This window comes from Rhizobacter sp. OV335, from assembly GCF_900142965.1.
In the GTDB taxonomy this organism is placed as follows: domain Bacteria; phylum Pseudomonadota; class Gammaproteobacteria; order Burkholderiales; family Burkholderiaceae_C; genus Rhizobacter.
The window spans coordinates 232,203-250,677 of the sequence record NZ_FRCQ01000004.1 but is presented as its reverse complement, the minus strand read 5'-3'; the positions used below and the strand labels follow the sequence as shown (position 1 = coordinate 250,677).

At 70.6% G+C, this 18,475-nt stretch carries 19 protein-coding genes; 12 read left to right on the top strand and 7 right to left on the bottom strand.

Annotation, left to right across the window (positions count from 1 at the left end; translation table 11 throughout):
* From BUE42_RS06350 to BUE42_RS06325, 6 genes are all read right to left on the bottom strand, one after another.
* Positions 1–879, bottom strand: a complete 879-nt coding sequence (locus BUE42_RS06350) for a carbohydrate ABC transporter permease (protein WP_073463860.1) — start codon at positions 877–879, stop codon at positions 1–3.
* Positions 872–1,741, bottom strand: coding sequence for a carbohydrate ABC transporter permease (locus BUE42_RS06345; protein ID WP_073463768.1), 870 nt, complete (start codon positions 1,739–1,741; stop codon positions 872–874). The genes BUE42_RS06350 and BUE42_RS06345 overlap by 8 nt, the downstream gene beginning before the upstream one ends.
* Before the next feature lie 7 nt (positions 1,742–1,748).
* A complete protein-coding gene (locus tag BUE42_RS06340; RefSeq protein WP_073463767.1) occupies positions 1,749–3,008 on the bottom strand; it encodes an ABC transporter substrate-binding protein in 1,260 nt (419 codons plus the stop codon).
* Between the two features lie 131 nt (positions 3,009–3,139).
* Positions 3,140–4,126, bottom strand: a complete 987-nt coding sequence (locus tag BUE42_RS06335; protein ID WP_073463766.1) for a LacI family DNA-binding transcriptional regulator — start codon at positions 4,124–4,126, stop codon at positions 3,140–3,142.
* The gene (locus tag BUE42_RS06330; protein WP_073463765.1) at positions 4,123–5,151 is read right to left on the bottom strand and encodes a hypothetical protein; all 1,029 of its coding nucleotides are present in this window, start codon (positions 5,149–5,151) and stop codon (positions 4,123–4,125) included. The genes BUE42_RS06335 and BUE42_RS06330 overlap by 4 nt, the downstream gene beginning before the upstream one ends.
* Positions 5,152–5,192: 41 nt before the next feature.
* Positions 5,193–5,867: an HAD family hydrolase gene (locus BUE42_RS06325; protein ID WP_073463764.1), complete on the bottom strand. Its 675-nt coding sequence runs from the start codon at positions 5,865–5,867 to the stop codon at positions 5,193–5,195.
* A gap of 70 nt (positions 5,868–5,937) precedes the next feature.
* Between BUE42_RS06325 and BUE42_RS06320 the strand changes: the two genes are divergently transcribed.
* From BUE42_RS06320 to BUE42_RS34170, 4 genes are all read left to right on the top strand, one after another.
* Positions 5,938–6,189 (top strand): hypothetical protein, encoded by a 252-nt coding sequence (locus BUE42_RS06320; protein WP_073463763.1) that lies wholly within the window; start codon positions 5,938–5,940, stop codon positions 6,187–6,189.
* On the top strand, positions 6,186–6,857 hold the full coding sequence (locus BUE42_RS06315) for a hypothetical protein (protein WP_073463762.1): 672 nt from the start codon (positions 6,186–6,188) through the stop codon (positions 6,855–6,857). Before BUE42_RS06320 ends, BUE42_RS06315 begins: the two co-directional genes overlap by 4 nt.
* A gap of 139 nt (positions 6,858–6,996) precedes the next feature.
* Entirely contained in the window at positions 6,997–8,103 is a 1,107-nt protein-coding gene (locus BUE42_RS34175) for a beta/gamma crystallin-related protein (protein WP_073463761.1), read from the top strand.
* Positions 8,104–8,325: 222 nt separating this feature from the next.
* The gene (locus BUE42_RS34170; RefSeq protein ID WP_200798909.1) at positions 8,326–10,332 is read left to right on the top strand and encodes a hypothetical protein; all 2,007 of its coding nucleotides are present in this window, start codon (positions 8,326–8,328) and stop codon (positions 10,330–10,332) included.
* Between the two features lie 43 nt (positions 10,333–10,375).
* Here the strand turns inward: BUE42_RS34170 and BUE42_RS06300 are convergent, their stop codons facing one another.
* Positions 10,376–11,038 carry a TetR/AcrR family transcriptional regulator gene (locus BUE42_RS06300; protein ID WP_073463759.1) on the bottom strand — a complete coding sequence of 221 codons (663 nt, stop codon included), beginning with the start codon at positions 11,036–11,038 and terminating at the stop codon, positions 10,376–10,378.
* Positions 11,039–11,167: 129 nt separating this feature from the next.
* Here BUE42_RS06300 and BUE42_RS06295 point away from each other — a divergent pair, with 129 nt between their 5' ends.
* The 8 genes from BUE42_RS06295 to BUE42_RS06260 all read left to right on the top strand — a co-directional run bounded on the left by BUE42_RS06295 (position 11,168) and on the right by BUE42_RS06260 (position 18,465).
* A complete protein-coding gene (locus tag BUE42_RS06295) occupies positions 11,168–11,854 on the top strand; it encodes a helix-turn-helix domain-containing protein (RefSeq protein ID WP_073463758.1) in 687 nt (228 codons plus the stop codon).
* Positions 11,855–11,991: 137 nt separating this feature from the next.
* Complete coding sequence (locus tag BUE42_RS06290; RefSeq protein ID WP_073463757.1) at positions 11,992–13,323, top strand: ABC transporter substrate-binding protein; 1,332 nt, start codon at positions 11,992–11,994, stop codon at positions 13,321–13,323.
* A gap of 3 nt (positions 13,324–13,326) precedes the next feature.
* Entirely contained in the window at positions 13,327–13,833 is a 507-nt protein-coding gene (locus BUE42_RS32935) for a hypothetical protein (RefSeq protein ID WP_073463756.1), read from the top strand.
* Positions 13,830–14,528, top strand: a complete 699-nt coding sequence (locus BUE42_RS32930; protein ID WP_073463755.1) for a GNAT family N-acetyltransferase — start codon at positions 13,830–13,832, stop codon at positions 14,526–14,528. Before BUE42_RS32935 ends, BUE42_RS32930 begins: the two co-directional genes overlap by 4 nt.
* A 60-nt stretch (positions 14,529–14,588) precedes the next feature.
* The gene (locus tag BUE42_RS06275; RefSeq protein ID WP_200798908.1) at positions 14,589–15,770 is read left to right on the top strand and encodes an aminotransferase class V-fold PLP-dependent enzyme; all 1,182 of its coding nucleotides are present in this window, start codon (positions 14,589–14,591) and stop codon (positions 15,768–15,770) included.
* Complete coding sequence (locus BUE42_RS06270) at positions 15,767–16,372, top strand: YdeI/OmpD-associated family protein (RefSeq protein WP_073463753.1); 606 nt, start codon at positions 15,767–15,769, stop codon at positions 16,370–16,372. The genes BUE42_RS06275 and BUE42_RS06270 overlap by 4 nt, the downstream gene beginning before the upstream one ends.
* 198 nt (positions 16,373–16,570) lie before the next feature.
* Entirely contained in the window at positions 16,571–18,100 is a 1,530-nt protein-coding gene (locus BUE42_RS06265) for a serine/threonine protein kinase (protein ID WP_073463752.1), read from the top strand.
* Between the two features lie 182 nt (positions 18,101–18,282).
* A complete protein-coding gene (locus BUE42_RS06260) occupies positions 18,283–18,465 on the top strand; it encodes a hypothetical protein (protein WP_073463751.1) in 183 nt (60 codons plus the stop codon).
* The last annotated feature ends 10 nt before the right edge of the window (positions 18,466–18,475 follow it).

Below are 18,475 nucleotides of genomic sequence, written 5' to 3'. Positions count from 1 at the left end.
TCAGCCCTTGACGGACCCGGCCATCAGGCCGCGGACGAAGTACTTGCCGGAGAGGATGTAGACCAGCAGCGTCGGCGCGCCGGCGATGAACGCCGCCGCGAAGTGCACGTTGTATTCCTTGACCCCGGTGCTCGAGTTCACCAGGTTGTTCAGCGCCACCGTGATCGGGAAGCTGCTGTAGTCGCTGAACGACGCGCCGAACAGGAAGTCGTTCCAGACGTTCGTGAACTGCCAGATCACCGAGACCACGATGATCGGCACGCTGTTGGGCAGAAGCAGCCGGAAGAACAGCCGGAAGAAGCGCGCGCCGTCCATGCGCGCCGAGCGCACCAGCTCGGGCGGAAAGGCCGCGTAGTAGTTGCGGAAGAAGAGGGTGGTGAAGCCGATGCCGTACACCACGTGCACCAGCACCAGCCCCGGCACCGTGCCGGCCAGGTGCAGCAGCCCGAGCGTGCGCGCCATCGGGATCAGCACGATCTGGAACGGGATGAACACCGAGAACATCAGCGCCGCGAACACCAGGTGCGCGCCGCGGAAGCGGAACTGCGTCAGCACGTAGCCGTTGAAGGCGCCGATGCCGGTGGAGATCAGCACCGCCGGCAGCGTCATCAGGAAGCTGTTGAAGAAGTACGGCTTGAGGCCGGTCGCCTGCACGCCGATCTGCGCGAGGCTCCAGGCGTCGTGCCACGGCTGCAGCGTGAACGCGTCGGGCCAGGCCATCAGGTCGCCGGCGCGGATCTCGTCGAGCGGCTTCACCGAGTTGACCAGCATCACGTACAGCGGCATCAGGAACAGCAGCGCGAACCAGCCGAGCACGCCGTACAGCAGCACACGCGGCAACACACGTGCCAGCACCGTCTTCAGCGAGCGCTCAGCCATGCGCATCCCCCCCGCGCGTCTCGCGCAGGATGTACGGCACCACGACGATCGCGATGGCAATCAGCATCAGCACCGCGCTGGCCGCGCCGACCGCCATCTCGTTGCGCGTGAAGGTGTATTGGTACATGAAGAGCGACGGCAGCCAGCTTGCGCGCCCCGGGCCGCCATTGGTCAGCGCGATCACCAGGTCATACGACTTGATCGCCATGTGCGCGAGGATCACGAAGGCCGAGATGAAGCTCGCGCCGAGCTGCGGCAGGATCACGCGCTGGTAGATGCGCCAGGCGCGCGCGCCGTCGAGCCGGGCGGCGTTGACCACCTCGGTGTCGACGCCGCGCAGCCCGGCCAGGAACAGCGCCATCACGAAGCCCGAGGTCTGCCACACCGCGGCGATCACGACGCAGTAGATCGCGAGGTCGCTGTCCTTGACCCAGCCGAACGCGAAGCTGGTCCAGCCGACCGCGTGCATCGAGCGTTCGAGCCCGATGCCCGGGTCCATCAGCCACTTCCACGCGGTGCCGGTGACGATGAACGACAACGCCATCGGGTACAGGAAGATCGAGCGGAAGCCCGCCTCGGCGCGCACCTTCTGGTCGATCAGCACCGCCAGCAGCAGCCCCAGCACCCCGCAGCCGAGGATGTACAGCGTCGCGAAGATGCCGAGGTTCTTGACCGACAGCACCCAGTTGTTCAGCCCGACGAGGCGCACGTACGCCTCGGGGCCGGACAGCGTCGTCACCGGCACCATCGTCGATGCGGTGAACGACAGCCACACGGTGAACGCGATGTAGCCGTAGACGCAGACGCCGATCAGCAGCACGCTCGGCGACAGCACCGCCTTCGCGATCAACGGAGCTTTCATCGACGGATCAGTTGTCGACTGCGGCGACCATTTCCTTGACGGCGGCCTTGCTGTCGATCTGGCCGTTGAAGTGGCGCGTGATCACGTCGTAGAACGCGTTCTTGATGCCGGCCGGCACCGCGTGGCCGTGCGCCATCGAGCCGACCAGCGCGCCCTTGCCGCTGGCCTCGGCCAAGTCCTTGATGCCCTTCTTGCCGCAGTCGTCGAAGGCCGCGTCCGACACGTCGGTGCGCGCCGGCACCGAGCCCTTGACGACGTTGAAGGCCGACTGGAATGCCGGGTCCATCACCGCGCTGGCCATCTTGGCCTGCGCCGCGGCCTTGTCGCCGCCCACCTTGAACATCGCGAACTGGTCGGAGTTGAACGACACCATGCCCTGCGTACCGGGGAAGCGCATGCAGATGAAGTCGACGCCCGGCTTCTTCTTCGCCGCGACGAACTCGCCCTTGGCCCAGTCGCCCATCATCTGGAAGCCGGCCTTGCCGCTGATGACCATCGCCGACGCGAGGTTCCAGTCGCGGTTGGAGAAGTCCTTGTCGACCAGCTTGCGCAGCTGGCCCATGCGGTCGAAGGCCTTCAGCATCGTCGGCGAACCGAGCGCGGCCTTGTCCTTCTGGATGAAGACCTTCTTGTAGAAGTCGATGCCGCCGGTGCTCAGCACCACGCTGTCGAACAGCGTCGCGTCCTGCCACGGCTGGCCGCCGTGCGCGAGCGCGACGAAGCCCGCCTTCTGCACCTTCTCGGCGGCGGCGATGAACTCGTCGAAATTGGTCGGCATCGTCGTGACGCCGGCCTTGTCGAGCACCGACTTGTTGGCCCAGACCCAGTTGGTCGAGTGCACGTTGACCGGCGCGGCAATCCACTTGCCGTCGTACTTCGAGAACGCCTGCAGCGCGCCCGGCACGACCTTGTCCCAGCCTTCCTTCGCGGCGACCGCGTTCAGGTCGGCCAGCACGCCCTGCTTGGCCCAGTCCTGGATGTCGAAGCCGAGCAGCTGCACGGCGGTCGGCGGGTTGCCGGCCGTCACGCGGGCGCGCACCGCGGTCATCGCGGCCTCGCCGCCGCCGCCGGCCACCGGCATGTCGTTCCACTTGACGCCCTGCTTCTCGAGGTTGCCCTTCAGCACGTTCAGCGCCGCGGCCTCGCCGCCGGAGGTCCACCAGTGCAGCACCTCCACGCTTTGCTGGGCCGATGCCACGGAGGCCAGGCCCGAGAACGCGAGCGCGCATGCGGCCGCGATGAATGTCTTCAGAGGGTGACGTGTCATTCGCTTGTCTCCTGCTTTGTAGGGGTGTGACGTCGAGGTCACGCCGATCAGGATAGGCCGCAGCGCCGAACGTTCTGACGGGGGATTCCCGCGCAAGAGTCAGCGCTGATCGCGAAACAAACCCTGTTTAGCTACGAGAGGCTGCTGTCCCGCACCACCAGTTCGACCGGCTGAACGATGTCCTGCGGCATCGAATCGCCCCGCATCACCATCTCGACGCCGGTGCGGCCGAGCGCCTCCTTGTCGACGCGCATTGTCGTCAGCCCCATCGTGCCGTAGGCCGCGGCGGCGATGTCGTCGAAGCCGACGAAGGCGATGTCCTGCGGCACGCGCAGCCCGGCCGCCTGGCAGACGCGGATCGCGGCGAGCGCGGCCATGTCGTTGTAGGCGAACACGGCATCGGGCCGCGGCCGCAGCTTCAGCAGCTCGCGCATCGCGGCCTCGGCACCGGCGGTGGTGTCCAGCCCGGGGGGCGCGACCACCTCCAGATCGGGATCGGCCAGCACGCCGGCCTCGAACAGCGCGCGCCGGTAGCCGCGCTCGCGCTCGCGGATGCTGAAGTGCGCCAGCGAGCCGGCCAGGTAGGCGATGCGCCGGTAGCCCTGCGCCAGCAGGTGCTGTGTCGCTAGGTAGCCACCCTGCGCGTTGTCGGGGTTCACCGCGCGGCAGCCCGGCATCCAGAAATCGACCAGCGCGAGCGGCAGGTCCATCGCGCGCAGCAGGTCGACGACCTCGGCCTCGAAGTAGCCGGCCGCCATCAGCGCATCGGGCTCGTGCAGCCGCAGCAGCTGGCGCACCGGATCGGCCGGGCCGGTGCTGAGCACCGTCGGCACCACGCCGAATTCGCGGCAGGCTTCTTCGACACCGTGCATCACCTGCGAGAAGAACGGGTTCAGCGAGAAGCTGCTGTGGTGGCGGTGCACCATGAACAGCAGCCGCCGCGCCTTGGCCGAACGCAGCCGGCCGGGGTCGTAGCCGAGCTTGCGCGCGACCTCGCGCACCTGGCGGCGGGTTTCGTCGGAGAGGCCGCGCTGGTTCTTCAGCGCGCGCGAGACGGTGCCGATCGAGACGCCGGCCGCCTCGGCGATGTCGCGGATGGTCACGCCATCGGCGCTCATGGCGTCAGCGGCCGCGCCGACAGGCGATAGCGGATCACGCATGGCGCATCGGGATGCAGCGCGATGCCGCCGCGCGCCGCCAGCGGGTGCTCGGCCGGCGGGCGGCCGACGCGGCCCAGGTCCCAGGCGCCGTTCACCGGCTCGACGCCGAGCGCGAGGTGCCGGCCGCTCCATGGCGGCGCGAGCCGGCCGCGCTGGCTCACCCACAGCATCAGGTCGGGCAGCAGCGCGCGGTCCCAGTCGATCGTCAACGCCCAGCCGGCGTCGATGAAGCGAGCCGTCACCGGGCCGACGATGTCCATCAGCTGCAGCAGGTCTTCGCCGTCGGCCGGCTGCGGGAACTGCGTGAAGTCGCCCGGCGTGCCGTCGGCCAGCGGCACGGCGTCGAGCTGCTCGAAGCGGGCACCGGGCATGAGCCGCGAGTGCCCCGGCTCGGTCGGCACCGGGTAGTTGAAGCCCGCGCCATCGTGCTGCAGGTCGAGCGCGACGCGGCCGAGGTCCAGCCGCAGCGTCGGGTGCAGCGCGACCGGCAGCCGGCAGGGCTTGCGGGCGTCGATCTGCAGTTCGATCTCCAGCGCCGGCGCGTCGGCCACGGCACGCACGGTGCGTGTCAGGCGCTGCACCGGGTGCCCGGGCGGCATCTCGATGCGCAACGCCAGCGCAAGCGGTCCCGAGGGCAGCCACTGCCAGCGATGGTGCGATGCGTAGCCGTGTGGCCAGTCGTCGGCGGGTTGACGTGCAAGCCAGGTGGCAGGCAGCCCATCGGGCCGGTCGCAGCGCCCGAACGGCACGCAGGGCCACTCGCCGCGCAGCCGGCCGAGCAGGCCGGGCCATTGCTGGTGCGCCTGCGGATCGTCGGCCCAGGACGCCACGTGCAGCGGCGAGAAATCCGCCTGCCCGTCCGCGCGAAAGTGCACCGGCGCCAGCATGCCGCCGAAAGCGTGCAACTCCGCGTCGCCATGCGCCCAGCGCAGGCGGCGAGCGTCGTCTTCGGGGAGAGCAGTGGAGGAGGGCGGAGGGGCCACGATCGGGCCAGTGTAGAAACCCGTCGTTGTTTAGTAAACGTCTAAAGCCCGGGCAGGGTGTTCCTGGGGGCCGCCGCAAACCAGTCGTCGAGGTGCTGCAGCGCGTCGACGAGCGACGCCAGTTGCTGCAGCGAGCTGGCGGCATCGGGGGTCTTCAGGTCGGGCACGGTGACCACCTGCAGGCCGGCGGCGCGCGCGGCGGCGCTGCCGTGGTCGCTGTCTTCGAACGCGAGCGCGGTGTGCGGGTCGATGCCGGCGCGCTGGGCCGCGAGGCGGTAGACCGCGGGGTCGGGCTTGCCGCGCGGCACCTCGTCGCCACCGGCCACCGCGCGGAAGAAGCCGTCGATGCCGGCCACCGCGAGGCGGCGGCGTACCTCCGCCACCTGCGTCGACGAAGCCACCGCGCACGGCACGCCGCGTTGCTGCAAGGCCTGCAACAGCAGCATCGCGCCAGGCTTCAGCGCGAACACGACGCCGGCCTCGGGTGACAACCGCCGCGCCGCATCGCGCTGCACGCGTTCGTAGTCGTGCGTGCTCCCGAGCAACGCGGTCAGCCGCGCGGTCGATTCGGCATGGGCCAGCCCGACCACGCCGATGTAGTCGGCCTCGTGCAGCAGCAGGTCGAGCGCGCGTGCCGACGCGAGCCACGCCTTCATGATGGTGCGTTCGGAATCGAGCAGCAGCCCGTCCATGTCGAAGATGGCGGCGGTGAACATGGGGCGGGATTGTGGCGCGGCGGGTGACAATCGCCGCGCCGAGGGGGCATGTCTTCCGTCGATTCAACGAATGAGTTCCAGAGCCGTCCAGTTCCATGCCGCGCCGTCGGACCTGCCCGAGTTGCTCGGCGTTCTGCGCCAGGCGGTGCCTGGCGTGAGCTTGCACACCTGGTCCGCGGCCTCGGGCCTGCGGCCGCTGGCGACCGCATCGCCTGGCACCGATGTCGACTGGCTGACCGCGTCGGTGGGACCGCTCGCGCACGTCGTTCTGCTGGCCGCAGCCGGCCGTGCCCGCCATGACTTCCGCGCGCCGGCCCCATGACGTCAACGGCTCTGCTGCCGACCGGCCTGGCCGGCCTCCACCCCGAATCGTTCAGCCTGATCGAGGCCGACCCGGCCGAAGTCATGGCGCTGTGCCGCTTGCTCTGGGAGGCCGCGGCGCGTGATGGCTGGGTGGCATGGCACGCGTTGCCATGCCGCTTCGACATGTCGGCAGTGGACCGCTACGCAGGCCGGGTGCAGTTCGGCGTGCTCGCCGCATCCGCCAGCCGGCCCGGACAGACCTGCCTGTGGAGCGCCGAGACCGATCGCGCCGACGGCCTGCTGACGACGATCGCGATCCGCCTGCGCTGCCGTGTGATCAGCACCTCGCTCTGCCGTGACTGGCAGCATGCCGATGCACTCGGCGAACTGGTCGTGCGGCAAGGTGCCGTGGCGACGCGGCCGCGCGTCGTCAGGGTCATGCGCAACGACCATGGGCGGCTCGAGTACTTCGAGCAGGGCGAGCCGCTGGATTTCGAACGGGCGGCGCATTACGCGAAGCGCCTGTTGAAACATCGCGTCAGCGAGGAGGTGCTGGTGTCGTACTGGAACGAACTCGGCGTCGATGTGGCGGCGGAGTTGGCTGAATGGTCCGGGCGGGCGGGCCTGGCCTACGTGCGTGCCAACCGTGTTCCGATCGCGGTCGGTGCTGCATTGCAAGCCGCGTGAGGCCCGGCCCGACGTGTCTGCTTGTAAATCCGACGCTTCGATCGCGCGCGTGTCGTCTGACACACCGCCCCGCGCGTTGTTCGCCCCATGCAGGGCCGCACCGGCCCCGCGACGAATCCCAACCAGGATGGACGCCCCCATGAAAGCAGTCTTGAAGATCGCACTGGCCTTGTGTGCCGCGATCGGTGCCAGCGCCGCGTCGGCCGAGGCCACCTTCTACGAGCACGACAACTTCGGCGGCCGCAGCTTCGCCGCCCGCGACCCGTTGAACGACTTCACCCGCATCGGCTTCAACGACCGCGTCTCGTCGGTTGTGGTGCGCGGCGAGCCCTGGGAGGTCTGCGAGCACGTCGACTACGGCGGCCAGTGCTTCATCCTGCGGCCCGGCAGCTATGCGTCGCTCGGCGCGATGCGCATGAACGACAAGCTGTCGTCGGCCCGCCCGGTCGATCGCGACCGCCGCCACGACGAAGGCCGCTACGCGCCGCCGCCGATGGACGGGCAGATCACCTTCTTCGAGCGCGAGGGCTTCCAGGGCCGCGCGTTCAGCACCGAACGCGACGTCGTCAACTTCGACCGCTTCGGCTTCAACGACCGCGCGTCGTCGGTGATCGTGCTCGGCGAACGCTGGGAGGCCTGCGAACACGCCGACTTCAGCGGCCGCTGCGTGATCCTGCGCCCGGGCCGCTACCCCGACCTGCGCTCGATGGGGCTGAACGACCGGCTGTCGTCGGTGCGCGCGCTGCACCCCGCCGCCCGCTATGACGAAGGCCGCTATGCGCCGCCGCCGGCGCCGGTCTACGACTGGCGCCGTCGCCCGCAGGAGCGCATCTTCGAAGCGCCGGTGACGGCGGTGCACGCGGTCTATGCCGCGCCGACGCAACGCTGCTGGGTCGAGCGCGAGCAGGTCGTGAAAAACGAGCGTGGTGACCCGAACGTCGGCGGTGCGGTGATCGGCGGGATCGTCGGCGGCATCCTCGGCCACCAGGTCGGCAGCGGCTCGGGTCGCGACATCGCGACCGTCGGCGGCGCGGTGGCCGGTGCGGTGATCGGCGCCAACGTCGGCCGCGACGGCCGCAGCGTCGCGACGCAGGACGTGCAGCGCTGCGCCGCCGTGCCGGCGCAAGGCCGCCCCGAGTACTGGGACGTGGCCTACCAGTTCCGCGGCGTCGAGCACCACGTGCAGATGACCGCCCCGCCGGGCCGCACGGTGGTCGTCAACGACAACGGCGAACCGCGCCTTTGAGCTGACGCTTTGAGCTGAACTTCCAAGCGACATGCTGTAAAGCCTGCTTACACGATGGACGCGCTGCGTGCGCGCCCATCGTGATGCGGCATGCCAGCCATCGCAGCTTCGGAGTGACGACACACGAATCGTCAGCTCTGCCCCCACCCGGCCGGGTCGTGACAAAGGCACGTTTTCTGCGTCATGGAACAAGACCGTTCCGTGTAACAGGAAGAGAGCCCCATGCAGCCCGACGATTCCACCCGCCCGCACGCCCCCTCGCGTGCCGCGCTTCTTGCGGCGATGTTCGCCTCTGCGGTGGCCGTCGCGGCCTGCGGTGGCGGCAAGGACGACGCGCCGGCGGGCAGCCCGCCGAGTTCGTCGGCGCCCTCGCCATCACCGGCTCCCGCCCCCGCGCCATCCCCTGCACCGGCCCCCGCTCCCGCGCCGAGCCCGGCACCTTCGCCGAGTCCGGCGCCTGCACCTGCACCGGCGCCCAGTCCCTCTCCTGCTCCGAGCCCTGCGCCTGCACCGGCACCCGCGCCGGCACCTTCTCCTGCAGCGCCGTCCCCGGCCCCCGCACCCGGCACCGTGCCCGACACCGGCGCGACGCCCGACCTCGGCCCGAACGTGCTGGTGTTCGATCCGTCGACGCCGCAGGCCACGCTGCAGGCCAAGGTCGATGCCGTGTTCGCGACGCAGCAGCGCAACCAGTTCGGTACCGAGCGCTATGCGCTTGCGTTCAAGCCGGGCACCTACCGCGTCAACATCAACGTCGGCTTCTACACGCAGGTGCTGGGCCTCGGCGCCTCGCCGGACGACGTGACGATCAACGGCCGCACGCAGGTCGACGCCGCGTGGTTCGACGGCAATGCGACGCAGAACTTCTGGCGCAGCGCCGAGAACCTGTCGGTGGCGCCGCAGAACGGTGAATCGCTGCTGTGGGCGGTGGCGCAGGCCGCGCCGTTCCGCCGCATGCACGTGAAGGGCAACATGACGCTCGACCCGGGCGGCGGCTGGTCCAGCGGCGGCTTCATCGCCGACAGCAAGATCGACGGCAACACCGGTTCCGGCAGCCAGCAGCAGTGGATGTCGCGCAATGCATCCTTCGGCAGCTGGAGCGGTGGCGTGTGGAACATGGTGTTCGTCGGCAGCGACAACGCGCCGCCCGGCAACGCCTGGCCGGGCACGCCGCACACCACGGTGCCGCAGACGCCGTCGGTGCGCGAGAAGCCGTTCCTGACGGTCGGCGGCGACGGGCGCTATGCCGTCGTCGTGCCCTCGGTGCGCAGCAACAGCCACGGCGTGAGCTGGCTGAACAACAACGCGCCGCCGAGCCAGTCGATCCCGATCGCCGACTTCTACGTCGCGAAGCCGGCCGACAGCACCGCCACGCTGAACGCCGCGCTGGCCGGCGGCAAGCACCTGCTGTTCACGCCGGGCGTGTACCACCTGAAGGAGACGCTGAAGGTCACGAAGGCGAACACCGTGGTGCTGGGGCTGGGTCTCGCGACGCTGATCCCGGACGGTGGCGTGACCGCGATGCAGGTGGCCGATGTCGACGGCGTCAAGGTCGCCGGCCTGCTGTTCGATGCCGGCACCACCAGCTCGCCGTCGCTGCTGGAGGTGGGCACGGCGAACGGCACGGCCGATCACTCGGCCAACCCGAGTTCGCTGCACGACCTGTTCTTCCGCGTCGGCGGGGCCGGGCCCGGCAAGGCCGACGCCAGCCTGGTGATCAACAGCCGGCAGGTGCTGGGCGACCACTTCTGGATCTGGCGCGCCGACCACGGTGATGGGGTGGGCTGGACCGTCAACACGACGCGCAACGGGCTGGTCGTCAATGGTGCCGACGTGACGCTGTACGGCCTGTTCGTCGAGCACTTCCACGAGTACCAGACGCTGTGGAACGGCAACGGCGGCAAGCTCTACTTCTACCAGAGCGAGATCCCGTACGACGTGCCGAACCAGGCGGCGTGGATGAACGGCACGGCCAACGGCTATGCGTCGTACAAGCTCGGCAGCCAGGTGACGAGCCACATGGCGACGGGCCTGGGCATCTACTGCTTCTTCCAGACCAACCCGCAGGTCAAGCTGGGCAGCGCGATCGAGGCGCCGACGGCGGCCGGCGTGCAGTTCACCCGCATGGCGACTGTCTCGCTGGGCGGCAAGGGCGAGATCACGCACGTGATCAACGACCGCGGGCCGACGGTGAAGGACGGGGCGAACAACGGGTACCTGGCGCAGTAGCCCGGAGGCCCATCCGGGGCGGCGCTCCGGATGGGCTTGAGGGTCATGACCGGGTGCGCCGCTTGGCAGGCGCGGCTTCGCCCGCCGCCCCGTGAAAACAGAAATCCACCAGCGGCCCGATCAGCGCCGACGCGTCGACCCGGCGCCCGCGCTTCACCTCGCCCGCTGCCTGCGCGGCCATGCCCAGCGGGTGCAGCAGCGATTCGGTGATGCTGCCGAACACGCAGGCCGCCGCAACGCGCGTGTCGGCCACGCGCAGTTCGCCGCTCGCCCGGCCGTCGTCCAGGATCTTCTGGAACAGCGCGATGAACTCGGCATGGAACTGCAGCCGCAGCTGCTCGACCTCGTTGTCGGTCGGCTCCTGCACCAGCGCGTACGACAGCCGCCCGCCGTTCAGCGCGCGCTGCGCGAAGCTGCCGATGGCCGCCGCGAGCCGCTCGCGCGCCGTGCCTGCTTGTGCGGCGATCGCCGTCGTGACCTCCAGCTCCTTGCCCGCCTGCACGCGGTACAGCTCCAGCAGCAGCTGCGTCTTCGACGGGAAATGCAGGTACAGCGCGCCCGTCGACAGCCCCGCCAGCGCCGCGACAGCCGACATCTGCACGTCGCGCCAGCCGCCCTGCGCCAGCAGCGTCACGCCGGCCTCGATGAAGCGGTCGCGCGCCTCGGCACGCTTGCTCTCGACATAAGGGGTGCGCTGGTACGCCATGCGGGTTGATGAATCGCCTTGGGTCGCCTAAGCTCTGAATCCGGATTCATCTCATGAATCCAGGTTCGATCTTTCACCGGCGCCGTGCTGCTGTCAATGAGTTCCGTCCCCAGCTTTCCCTCGGTTTCGATGCTGACCCTGCAGTCCGGCGACGAGACGGTGCCGGCCAGCGACCACTTCCAGGTCGTCTTCGGCATGCAGGGGCGCCTCGAGCTGATGCTGAAGGGCCGCCGCCACGCGGTGCAGGCCGGCCGCGTGCTGGTGATCCCGCCCGGCGAGCAGCGTTGCTGCGCGATGCGCTCCGGCGCGGCCTGCCTGGTGCTGCGCTCCGGCGAGGCTGCGCACCGCGCGGCGCTGGCGCCGCTGGCGGGGCAGGTGCGCTCGGTCCACCCGTCGACCGCCCACCTGATGCGCTACCTCGCCAGCCGCCGGCATGCCGACGACGCGGCCTCGCAGGCCGCGACCATCGAGCTGCTGATCGCGAGCCTGGCCGCCAGCACGCCGCTCGGCGGGCCGCGGCTGCGCCGCAGCATCGACTGGGAGGCGCTCGACCGCTGGATCGATGAGCGCCTCGACGAGCCGCTGGCCGTCGCCGACCTCGCGGCGCAGGTCCACCTGAGCGCACCGCAGTTCGCGTTGCGTTGCCGGGCCGAGCTCGGCATGAGCCCGATGGCGCTGGTGCGGCGGCGTCGCCTCGCGGCGGCCCGCCGCTGCCTCGACGCCGGCATGCCGGTCTACCAGGCCGCGCTGCAGTGCGGCTACCAGTCGCCCTCGGCGCTGACGGCGGCGCTGCGCCGCGAGCCGCTGCCCGCCTGAAACTGAAGCCTGAACATTTGCAACATCGCTGCGCGACGAAGCAACGTCGTCGCGCGACGAGTGCGACGGGGTCCTCCTCCTACGCTGTGCGACATGTCCCGACCGGGGCATGCCAACCCCCTTTCGAGGACCTCCCGATGAACGCTTTCCTGACGAAATTGATGACCACCGTTGCCACCGTCGCCGCCGCCTGCAGCGCCGTGCCGGGCCATGCCGCGATCCCGAACGAGCAGTTCTTTCCGGTGCTGGTGTTCCGCACCGGCGCCTACGCGCCGAACGGCGTGCCGTGGGCGAACGGCTTCGTCGACTACCTGAACCTCGTCAACGAGCGTGACGGCGGCATCGGCGGGGTGAAGATCACCTACGAAGAATGCGAGACCGGCTACTCGACCGACCGCGGCGTCGAATGCTACGAGCGCCTGAAGGGCAAGGGCCCGACCGGCGCGACCAGCTTCAACCCGCTGTCCACTGGCATCACCTTCGCGCTCGGCGACAAGGTCGCCGCCGACAAGATCCCGCTGATCACGATGGGCTACGGCCGCTCCGAGTCGACCGACGGCAGCGTGTTCAAGTGGAACTTCCCGCTGCTCGGCACCTACTGGGATGCGGCCGACATGCTGGTGCAGCACGTCGCGGCGCGCGAGGGTGGGCTGCCGAAGCTGCGCGGCCGCAAGATCGCGCTGCTGTACCACGACTCACCGTACGGCAAGGAGCCGATCCCGGTGCTGCAGGCGCTGTCGCACCGGCTCGGCTTCGAGTTCACCGCGATCCCGGTCGTGCACCCCGGCGTCGAGCAGAAGGCGGCGTGGCTGCAGATCCGCCAGACCCGGCCCGACCATGTGTTCGTCTGGGGCTGGGGCGTGATGAACTCGACCGCGATCAACGAGGCCATCGCGGTGAACTACCCGCGCGATCGCATGTACGGCGTCTGGTGGGCCGGTGCCGAGCCCGACGTGTTGCCGTCGCAGGCGGCAGCCGCCGGCTACAACGCGCTGACGCTGCAGCACAGCGCCGACCAGCGCCGCGTGCACGACGACATCCGCCGCTACGTGTACGGCCGCGGCAAGGGCATCGGCGAGGCGTCGGCGGTCGGCCAGGTGCTCTACAACCGCGGGCTGCTGAACGCGCTGCTGGTGGTCGAGGCGGTGCGCACCGCGCAGGGCCGCTATGGCCGGCAACCGCTGACCGGCGACCAGGTGCGCTGGGGGGCTGAACACCTCGCGATCGATGCGACGCGCATCGCCGCGCTCGGCATCGACGGCATGCTGCAGCCGCTGCACACCTCGTGCGCCGACCATGAAGGCGCGCACCGCGCGCGCATCCACAGCTGGGACGGTGCGGCGTGGCACTACACCTCCGACTGGTACGAATCCGACCGCACGCTGCTCGGGCCGATGATGGAAGTGGCCGCCAAGAAATACGCCGCCGACAAGGGCCTCCCCGTGCGCGACTGCAGCAAGGAGGGATGAGCGATGAAGGCCGTCTTCAAGCTGATCCTGCTGCTGCAGGCCTGCGGGACGCTGCTCGCGGCGGCGCATGGCGAGGGCGACCTGCAGGTCGCGTTCGGCGACTACAGCGTCAGCCGGCGCGAGGTCATCGCGACCGGCCAGCCCGACGGCGAAGCCATCGTCGTGGTCGAGAGCCTGGCCCGCACGCGCGTCGATGGCGGCAGCGGCCGGTTCCACGTGGCCAGCGGGCGCTGCATCAGCCTGCGCGGGGCCGGTGTCGTGAGCCGCCGCACCTGCGTGCTGGTCGATCCCGCCGGCGATCGCTTCGTGTTCGAGACGCAGGCCGACGAGGCCGAACTCGAGGGCTACGGCGTGCGGCGCAGCCGGCTGGTGGGCGGCAGCGGCAAGTACGCCGGGCTGGTCGGCGAGGTGCTGGCCTACCCGGTGTCGGTCCGCGCCGGTGCGCGCAGCAGCGGCCGGCTGGAGATCCGCTACCGCAGCGCCGGTGCGGCGATGGGAGGGGTGTCATGAGCGCTCCACCCATCGACCGGGCGCTGCTGGACGGCGTGCTCGACGCGTCGCCGCTGCCGGCGGGCTACCGCTTCGAGCTGCTGCGGCGCGACGACATCGGCGCGCTGGTGGCCCACCTCGACCGCTGGTACCCGGACGTGGGCGTCGGCGCGGCGAGCGGCTTCCTGCGCCGCAGCTTCTATGAGAGCGAGGTGCTGCTGCCCGACGCGCCCGGGCGCAACTTCATCGTCGTCGTGGTGAAGTGCGGCGAGCGCATCGCCGGGATGATCGCGTGCGAACGCGAGCCCGAGGCGCTGACGCTGTACGGCCGCCTGGCCGTCGTCGCGCCCGAGCACCGCGGCGCCGGCCTCGGCCTGCATGCGATCGCCGCGATCGAGCGCATCGGCCGCGCGCTCGGCATGGGGCTGATCTACGGCATGGCGACGCTGAAGATCCCGCACACCCAGCAGGCCTTCGAGCGGCTGGGCTGGCGGCTGATCGGCATCGTGCCCGGCTACGACCGCGAGATCGTCGGCGCCGGCGGCACGGTGCGGCGCATCTACGAGGCGGTGTACGCGAAGGTGCTGGCGGCGTGCCACGAACTGCAGCACCCGGACCCGCGGCAAATGACGCCTCGCACGCGACAGTTGTTCGAGTTGCTGTTCGCGGGGGCCGGACAACCGACCGAACAAGCGGCCGAAGAGTCTCTTTCATGAGGCCGCGCTTGCGTCAGAATCGTCCCCTGGCGGCCACGACCGCCAGGGAGGACCCACAAGGTGCGCTTCGGACGACAGATGCTCGACCACTGGTGGCTCGACCGCGACGCCACCTACCTGAACCACGGCACCGTCGGCGTCACGCCGCGCCGCGTGCTCGATGCGCAGCAGGCGATGCGCGAGCAGATCGAGCGCCATCCCGCGCGCTTCCTGCTGCGCGAGCTGATGAGCCTCGCACCGCAGGCGCCGGCCGAACCCACCCGCGTGCGCGCCGCGGCGTCGCGCGTCGCGGCCTTCGTCGGCGCCGCCGGCGATGACCTCGTCTTCGTCGACAACGCGAGCGCCGGCGTCAATTCGGTGCTGCGCTCGCTGCGGCTGCAGGCCGGCGACGAGATCGTGCTGTTCGACCATGCCTATGGCGCGGTGTCGCGCACCGCCGCGTTCGTTGCGCGCGAGCACGGCGCCCGCGTCGTCACGCTGACGCTGCCGTTCCCGCTCGCCGACGCGTCGCTGCCGCAGCGCCTGCTCGAGCCGGTGCTGAACGCCCGCACGCGGCTCGTGATCCTCGACCACGTCACGTCCGAGACCGCGCTGGTGCTGCCGCTCGCGCAGCTCGCCGCGCTGTGCCGCGCGCATGGCGTGCCGGTGCTGGCCGACGGCGCGCATGCGCCGGGCGCGATCCCGCTCGACATCCCGTCGCTCGGCGTCGACTGGTATGTCGCGAACATGCACAAGTGGGCCTTCGCGCCGCGCGGCTGCGGCCTGCTGTGGGCCGCGCCCGGCCGTCGCGACGGGCTGCACCCGCCGGTCATCTCGTGGGGCCTGGACGTCGGCTGGCACCAGGAATTCGACTGGACCGGCACGCGCGACCCGACGCCGTTCTTGTGCGCCCCCGACGGCATCGATTTCATCACCGGCTTCCTCGGCGAGTCGACGATGCACGACTACAAGCACGCGCTGGCGCGGCGTGCGGCGCAGCGGCTGGCCTCGCTGTGGGGCCAGCCGTGGGAGACGCCCGACGCGATGACCGGCTGCATGGTCACGCTGCCGCTGCCGGCGCGGCTCGCGCACGGTGATGCGGCGGCGGCCGTGCGATTGAAGGACTGGTTGCTGGACGAGCGCCGCATCGAGGTGCCGGTGATCTCGCGCGGCGATCGCCTGTTCGTGCGGGTGTCCGCACAGGTCTACAACGATGACGACGACATCGAGCGCCTGGCGCAGGCCATCGACGACGCGAGATGACCCCGCCCGCCGGCAAGAAGCCTCAAGAGACGCCCGAAGGCAGCGCCCGTCGCTTCGCGACCGTGCGCAGCTGGGAGACATGGCTGAACAAGCACCACGACAGCTCCGACGGCCTGTGGCTGCTGATCTCGCGCCCGGGCGCCGAGAAGGGCTCGGTCAGCTACCCCGAGGCGCTCGAGGTCGCGCTGTGCCACGGCTGGATCGACGGACAGAAGAAGGGCCTCGACGAGCACCACTGGCTGCAGCGCTTCACACCGCGGCGGGCGCGCAGCATCTGGTCGAAGGTGAACCGCGAGAAGGTCGCGGCCCTCATTGCCCAGGGCCGCATGCGGCCGGCCGGCCGGCGCGAGATCGACCGCGCCAAGGCCGACGGCCGCTGGGAGCAGGCCTACGACTCGCCGCGCAGCGCCACCGTGCCGCCCGACCTGCAGGCCGCGCTCGATGCCGCGCCGGGGGCCGCTGCCTTCTTCAAGACGCTGAACGGCGCGAACCGCTATGCGGTGCTGTGGCGCGTCCAGACCGCGAAGAAGCCCGAGACCCGCGAGCGCCGCATCGCGACGCTGGTGGCCATGCTCGCCCGCCACGAGAAGCTCCACCCGTGAGCCCGATGGCTGGCGCAACATCTGCTTCATCGTTGGCGATGGACAGCTCACCGTTGGTAACACGTCGACTTCTTCAAGTTTCCTGCCGTGACTTTTCTCACGAGGCCCCGCGATGTATGACGACCACCTCCCGGCCGCCCCACGCGCTCGGATCAAATGAGTGCCCACCGCCGGATTCGCAGCGATGAACCTTCGACCATGACGACGCCTCGCGCTCCCAAGAGACCCGACTTCGGCCCGACCACGCAGTTCGACACCGTGCCGGCGAGCGACGTGCTGCTGGCGGGTGCGCGCGTCGGCGGCTTCCGCATCGTCGAGCTGCTCGGCCGTGGCGATTCGGGCGTCGTGTACCTGGCGCTGGATTCGTCGCTGCAGCGGCAGGTGGCGATCAAGGAATACTTTCCCGCCACGCTCGCGCAGCGCGACGACGGCCTGCGCGTGGTGCCTCGGCGCAGCGGCGATGGGGCCGCCCTCGAAGCCGGCCGGCGTGAGTTCGTGCAGCGTGCGAAGTTGTTCGCCCGCTTCGAGCATTCGGCACTGATCCGGGTGCAGAGCCACTGGGAAGAGAACGGCACCGCGTACTACGCGATGAATTTCGTGCCGGGCCCGAACCTGGCCGGCGCGTTGAAGGCCTTGCCGCGCGCGCCCGACGAAGCCTGGCTGCGCGCGATGCTGACGCCGGTGCTCGATGCGGTCGACCTGCTGCATGCGGCGCAGGCCCACCACGGCGGCATCTCGTCCGAGGCGATCGTCGTGCGCGGCGTTGGCGTGCCGGTGCTGCTGGCCAGCACGCCGCCGCCCACCGACGAGAAGCCGCTGGCGCCACCCGGGGCCTGGAGCGACCTGCGCGCGCTCGCCAGCGTGCTGCACGCGGCGGTCACCGGCCAGGCCGCGCTCGGCTCGGCGGTGCCGCGCGTGCACCGGCCGCTGACCGGGCTGCCGTACGACCCGCGCTTCCTGTCGGGCATCGACCGCGCGCTGTCGGTCGATCCGCGCCAGCGCCTGCGCAGCGTGGCCGAGTTCCGCCGTTGCCTGGGATGGGCGCCGCCGGTCGCGGCCCCTGCAACGGCTTCCGCTTCATCGGCGCCCGCGCCGGCACGGGCCGCGGCACCGGTCTTGTCGGCCGCGGCCGAACGGGCCCTCGCGCCGCCGGTCCGGCCGGCGACGCGCGCCAATGGCAGCGGCCGCGCCGAGCCCGGCTTCGGCGATTCACGCTTCCAGTCGCGCTTCGATCCGCCGCCGTTGCCGGTGGCGCCTCCCCGCCGCACCGGCACCTGGCTGGTGCTGCTGTGCGCGGCCTCGCTGGCGGGCGCGGCGCTCTACCTCACGCTGCGCCCCCGCGCCCCCAAACCCGTGCCGGTGCCGGCCGTGGCCTTGCAGCCGCTGGCACCGCCCGCGCGCCTGGTGCCGGTCGAGCCGGACAAATCGGCCGACGACGACACGCCGGAGTCCACGCCGGCCGCGGCAGCGACCCCGCCGGTGTCCGAGCCGGCGGCCGTTGCGCCTGCCGCGGCCCCACCGGCGCAACCCATCCAGGCACCGGCCGGGCCCACCACCGCGAAGCCACCGGCCGAGGCCATCGTGGCGAATGCGACCAACCCGCGCGCCGCCTGCGGCTCGCGCGTGAATTTCGCACTGCTCTACTGCATGCAGGCGCAGTGCGCCAAGCCGCAGTTCGCGAAGCACGCGCAGTGCGACGAACTGCGGCGCGCCGGCGAGGTTCAATAGCACCGGAACAATGACCTTGGAACCCGCCGCCGCCTGCCGTTACTCAGCGGGCGGGTCGGCGTGGCGCGGTGCCGCCGACCGACTCATCGGGAGTTCGGTATGCGGCGATTCCAGCATCAGTTCAGGCACGTTTCTCCCTTTCAGACGCGAGGCGGGCCCCCTTCGGAGCCGAGGCGTGCGCGGTGCGCGCCGTCACGAACGAAGACATGCAGCAGATCGAGAAGCCGGTGGTGCGCATCGAGGTGCGCGCGCCCGACACGCTGGCGGGACTGGGTGAGCTGATGGTCCGCTGGGCGGTGCTGGCCGAAGGCGGGGCCTGGGACTTCATCGAGATCGGGTGCCAGCGCATGCTGCACGGCGCCTGACGATCCCACC

Excerpts from the sequence above, each read along its gene's own strand:
- BUE42_RS06350 (WP_073463860.1), bottom strand. The coding sequence starts at position 879 with ATGGCTGAGCGCTCGCTGAAGACGGTGCTGGCACGTGTGTTGCCGCGT.
- BUE42_RS06345 (WP_073463768.1), bottom strand. The coding sequence starts at position 1,741 with ATGAAAGCTCCGTTGATCGCGAAGGCGGTGCTGTCGCCGAGCGTGCTG.
- BUE42_RS06340 (WP_073463767.1), bottom strand. The coding sequence starts at position 3,008 with ATGACACGTCACCCTCTGAAGACATTCATCGCGGCCGCATGCGCGCTC.
- BUE42_RS06335 (WP_073463766.1), bottom strand. The coding sequence starts at position 4,126 with ATGAGCGCCGATGGCGTGACCATCCGCGACATCGCCGAGGCGGCCGGC.
- BUE42_RS06325 (WP_073463764.1), bottom strand. The coding sequence starts at position 5,867 with ATGTTCACCGCCGCCATCTTCGACATGGACGGGCTGCTGCTCGATTCC.
- BUE42_RS06320 (WP_073463763.1), top strand. The coding sequence starts at position 5,938 with ATGAGTTCCAGAGCCGTCCAGTTCCATGCCGCGCCGTCGGACCTGCCC.
- BUE42_RS06315 (WP_073463762.1), top strand. The coding sequence starts at position 6,186 with ATGACGTCAACGGCTCTGCTGCCGACCGGCCTGGCCGGCCTCCACCCC.
- BUE42_RS34175 (WP_073463761.1), top strand. The coding sequence starts at position 6,997 with ATGAAAGCAGTCTTGAAGATCGCACTGGCCTTGTGTGCCGCGATCGGT.
- BUE42_RS34170 (WP_200798909.1), top strand. The coding sequence starts at position 8,326 with ATGCAGCCCGACGATTCCACCCGCCCGCACGCCCCCTCGCGTGCCGCG.
- BUE42_RS06300 (WP_073463759.1), bottom strand. The coding sequence starts at position 11,038 with ATGGCGTACCAGCGCACCCCTTATGTCGAGAGCAAGCGTGCCGAGGCG.
- BUE42_RS06295 (WP_073463758.1), top strand. The coding sequence starts at position 11,168 with ATGCTGACCCTGCAGTCCGGCGACGAGACGGTGCCGGCCAGCGACCAC.
- BUE42_RS06290 (WP_073463757.1), top strand. The coding sequence starts at position 11,992 with ATGAACGCTTTCCTGACGAAATTGATGACCACCGTTGCCACCGTCGCC.
- BUE42_RS32935 (WP_073463756.1), top strand. The coding sequence starts at position 13,327 with ATGAAGGCCGTCTTCAAGCTGATCCTGCTGCTGCAGGCCTGCGGGACG.
- BUE42_RS32930 (WP_073463755.1), top strand. The coding sequence starts at position 13,830 with ATGAGCGCTCCACCCATCGACCGGGCGCTGCTGGACGGCGTGCTCGAC.
- BUE42_RS06270 (WP_073463753.1), top strand. The coding sequence starts at position 15,767 with ATGACCCCGCCCGCCGGCAAGAAGCCTCAAGAGACGCCCGAAGGCAGC.
- BUE42_RS06265 (WP_073463752.1), top strand. The coding sequence starts at position 16,571 with ATGACGACGCCTCGCGCTCCCAAGAGACCCGACTTCGGCCCGACCACG.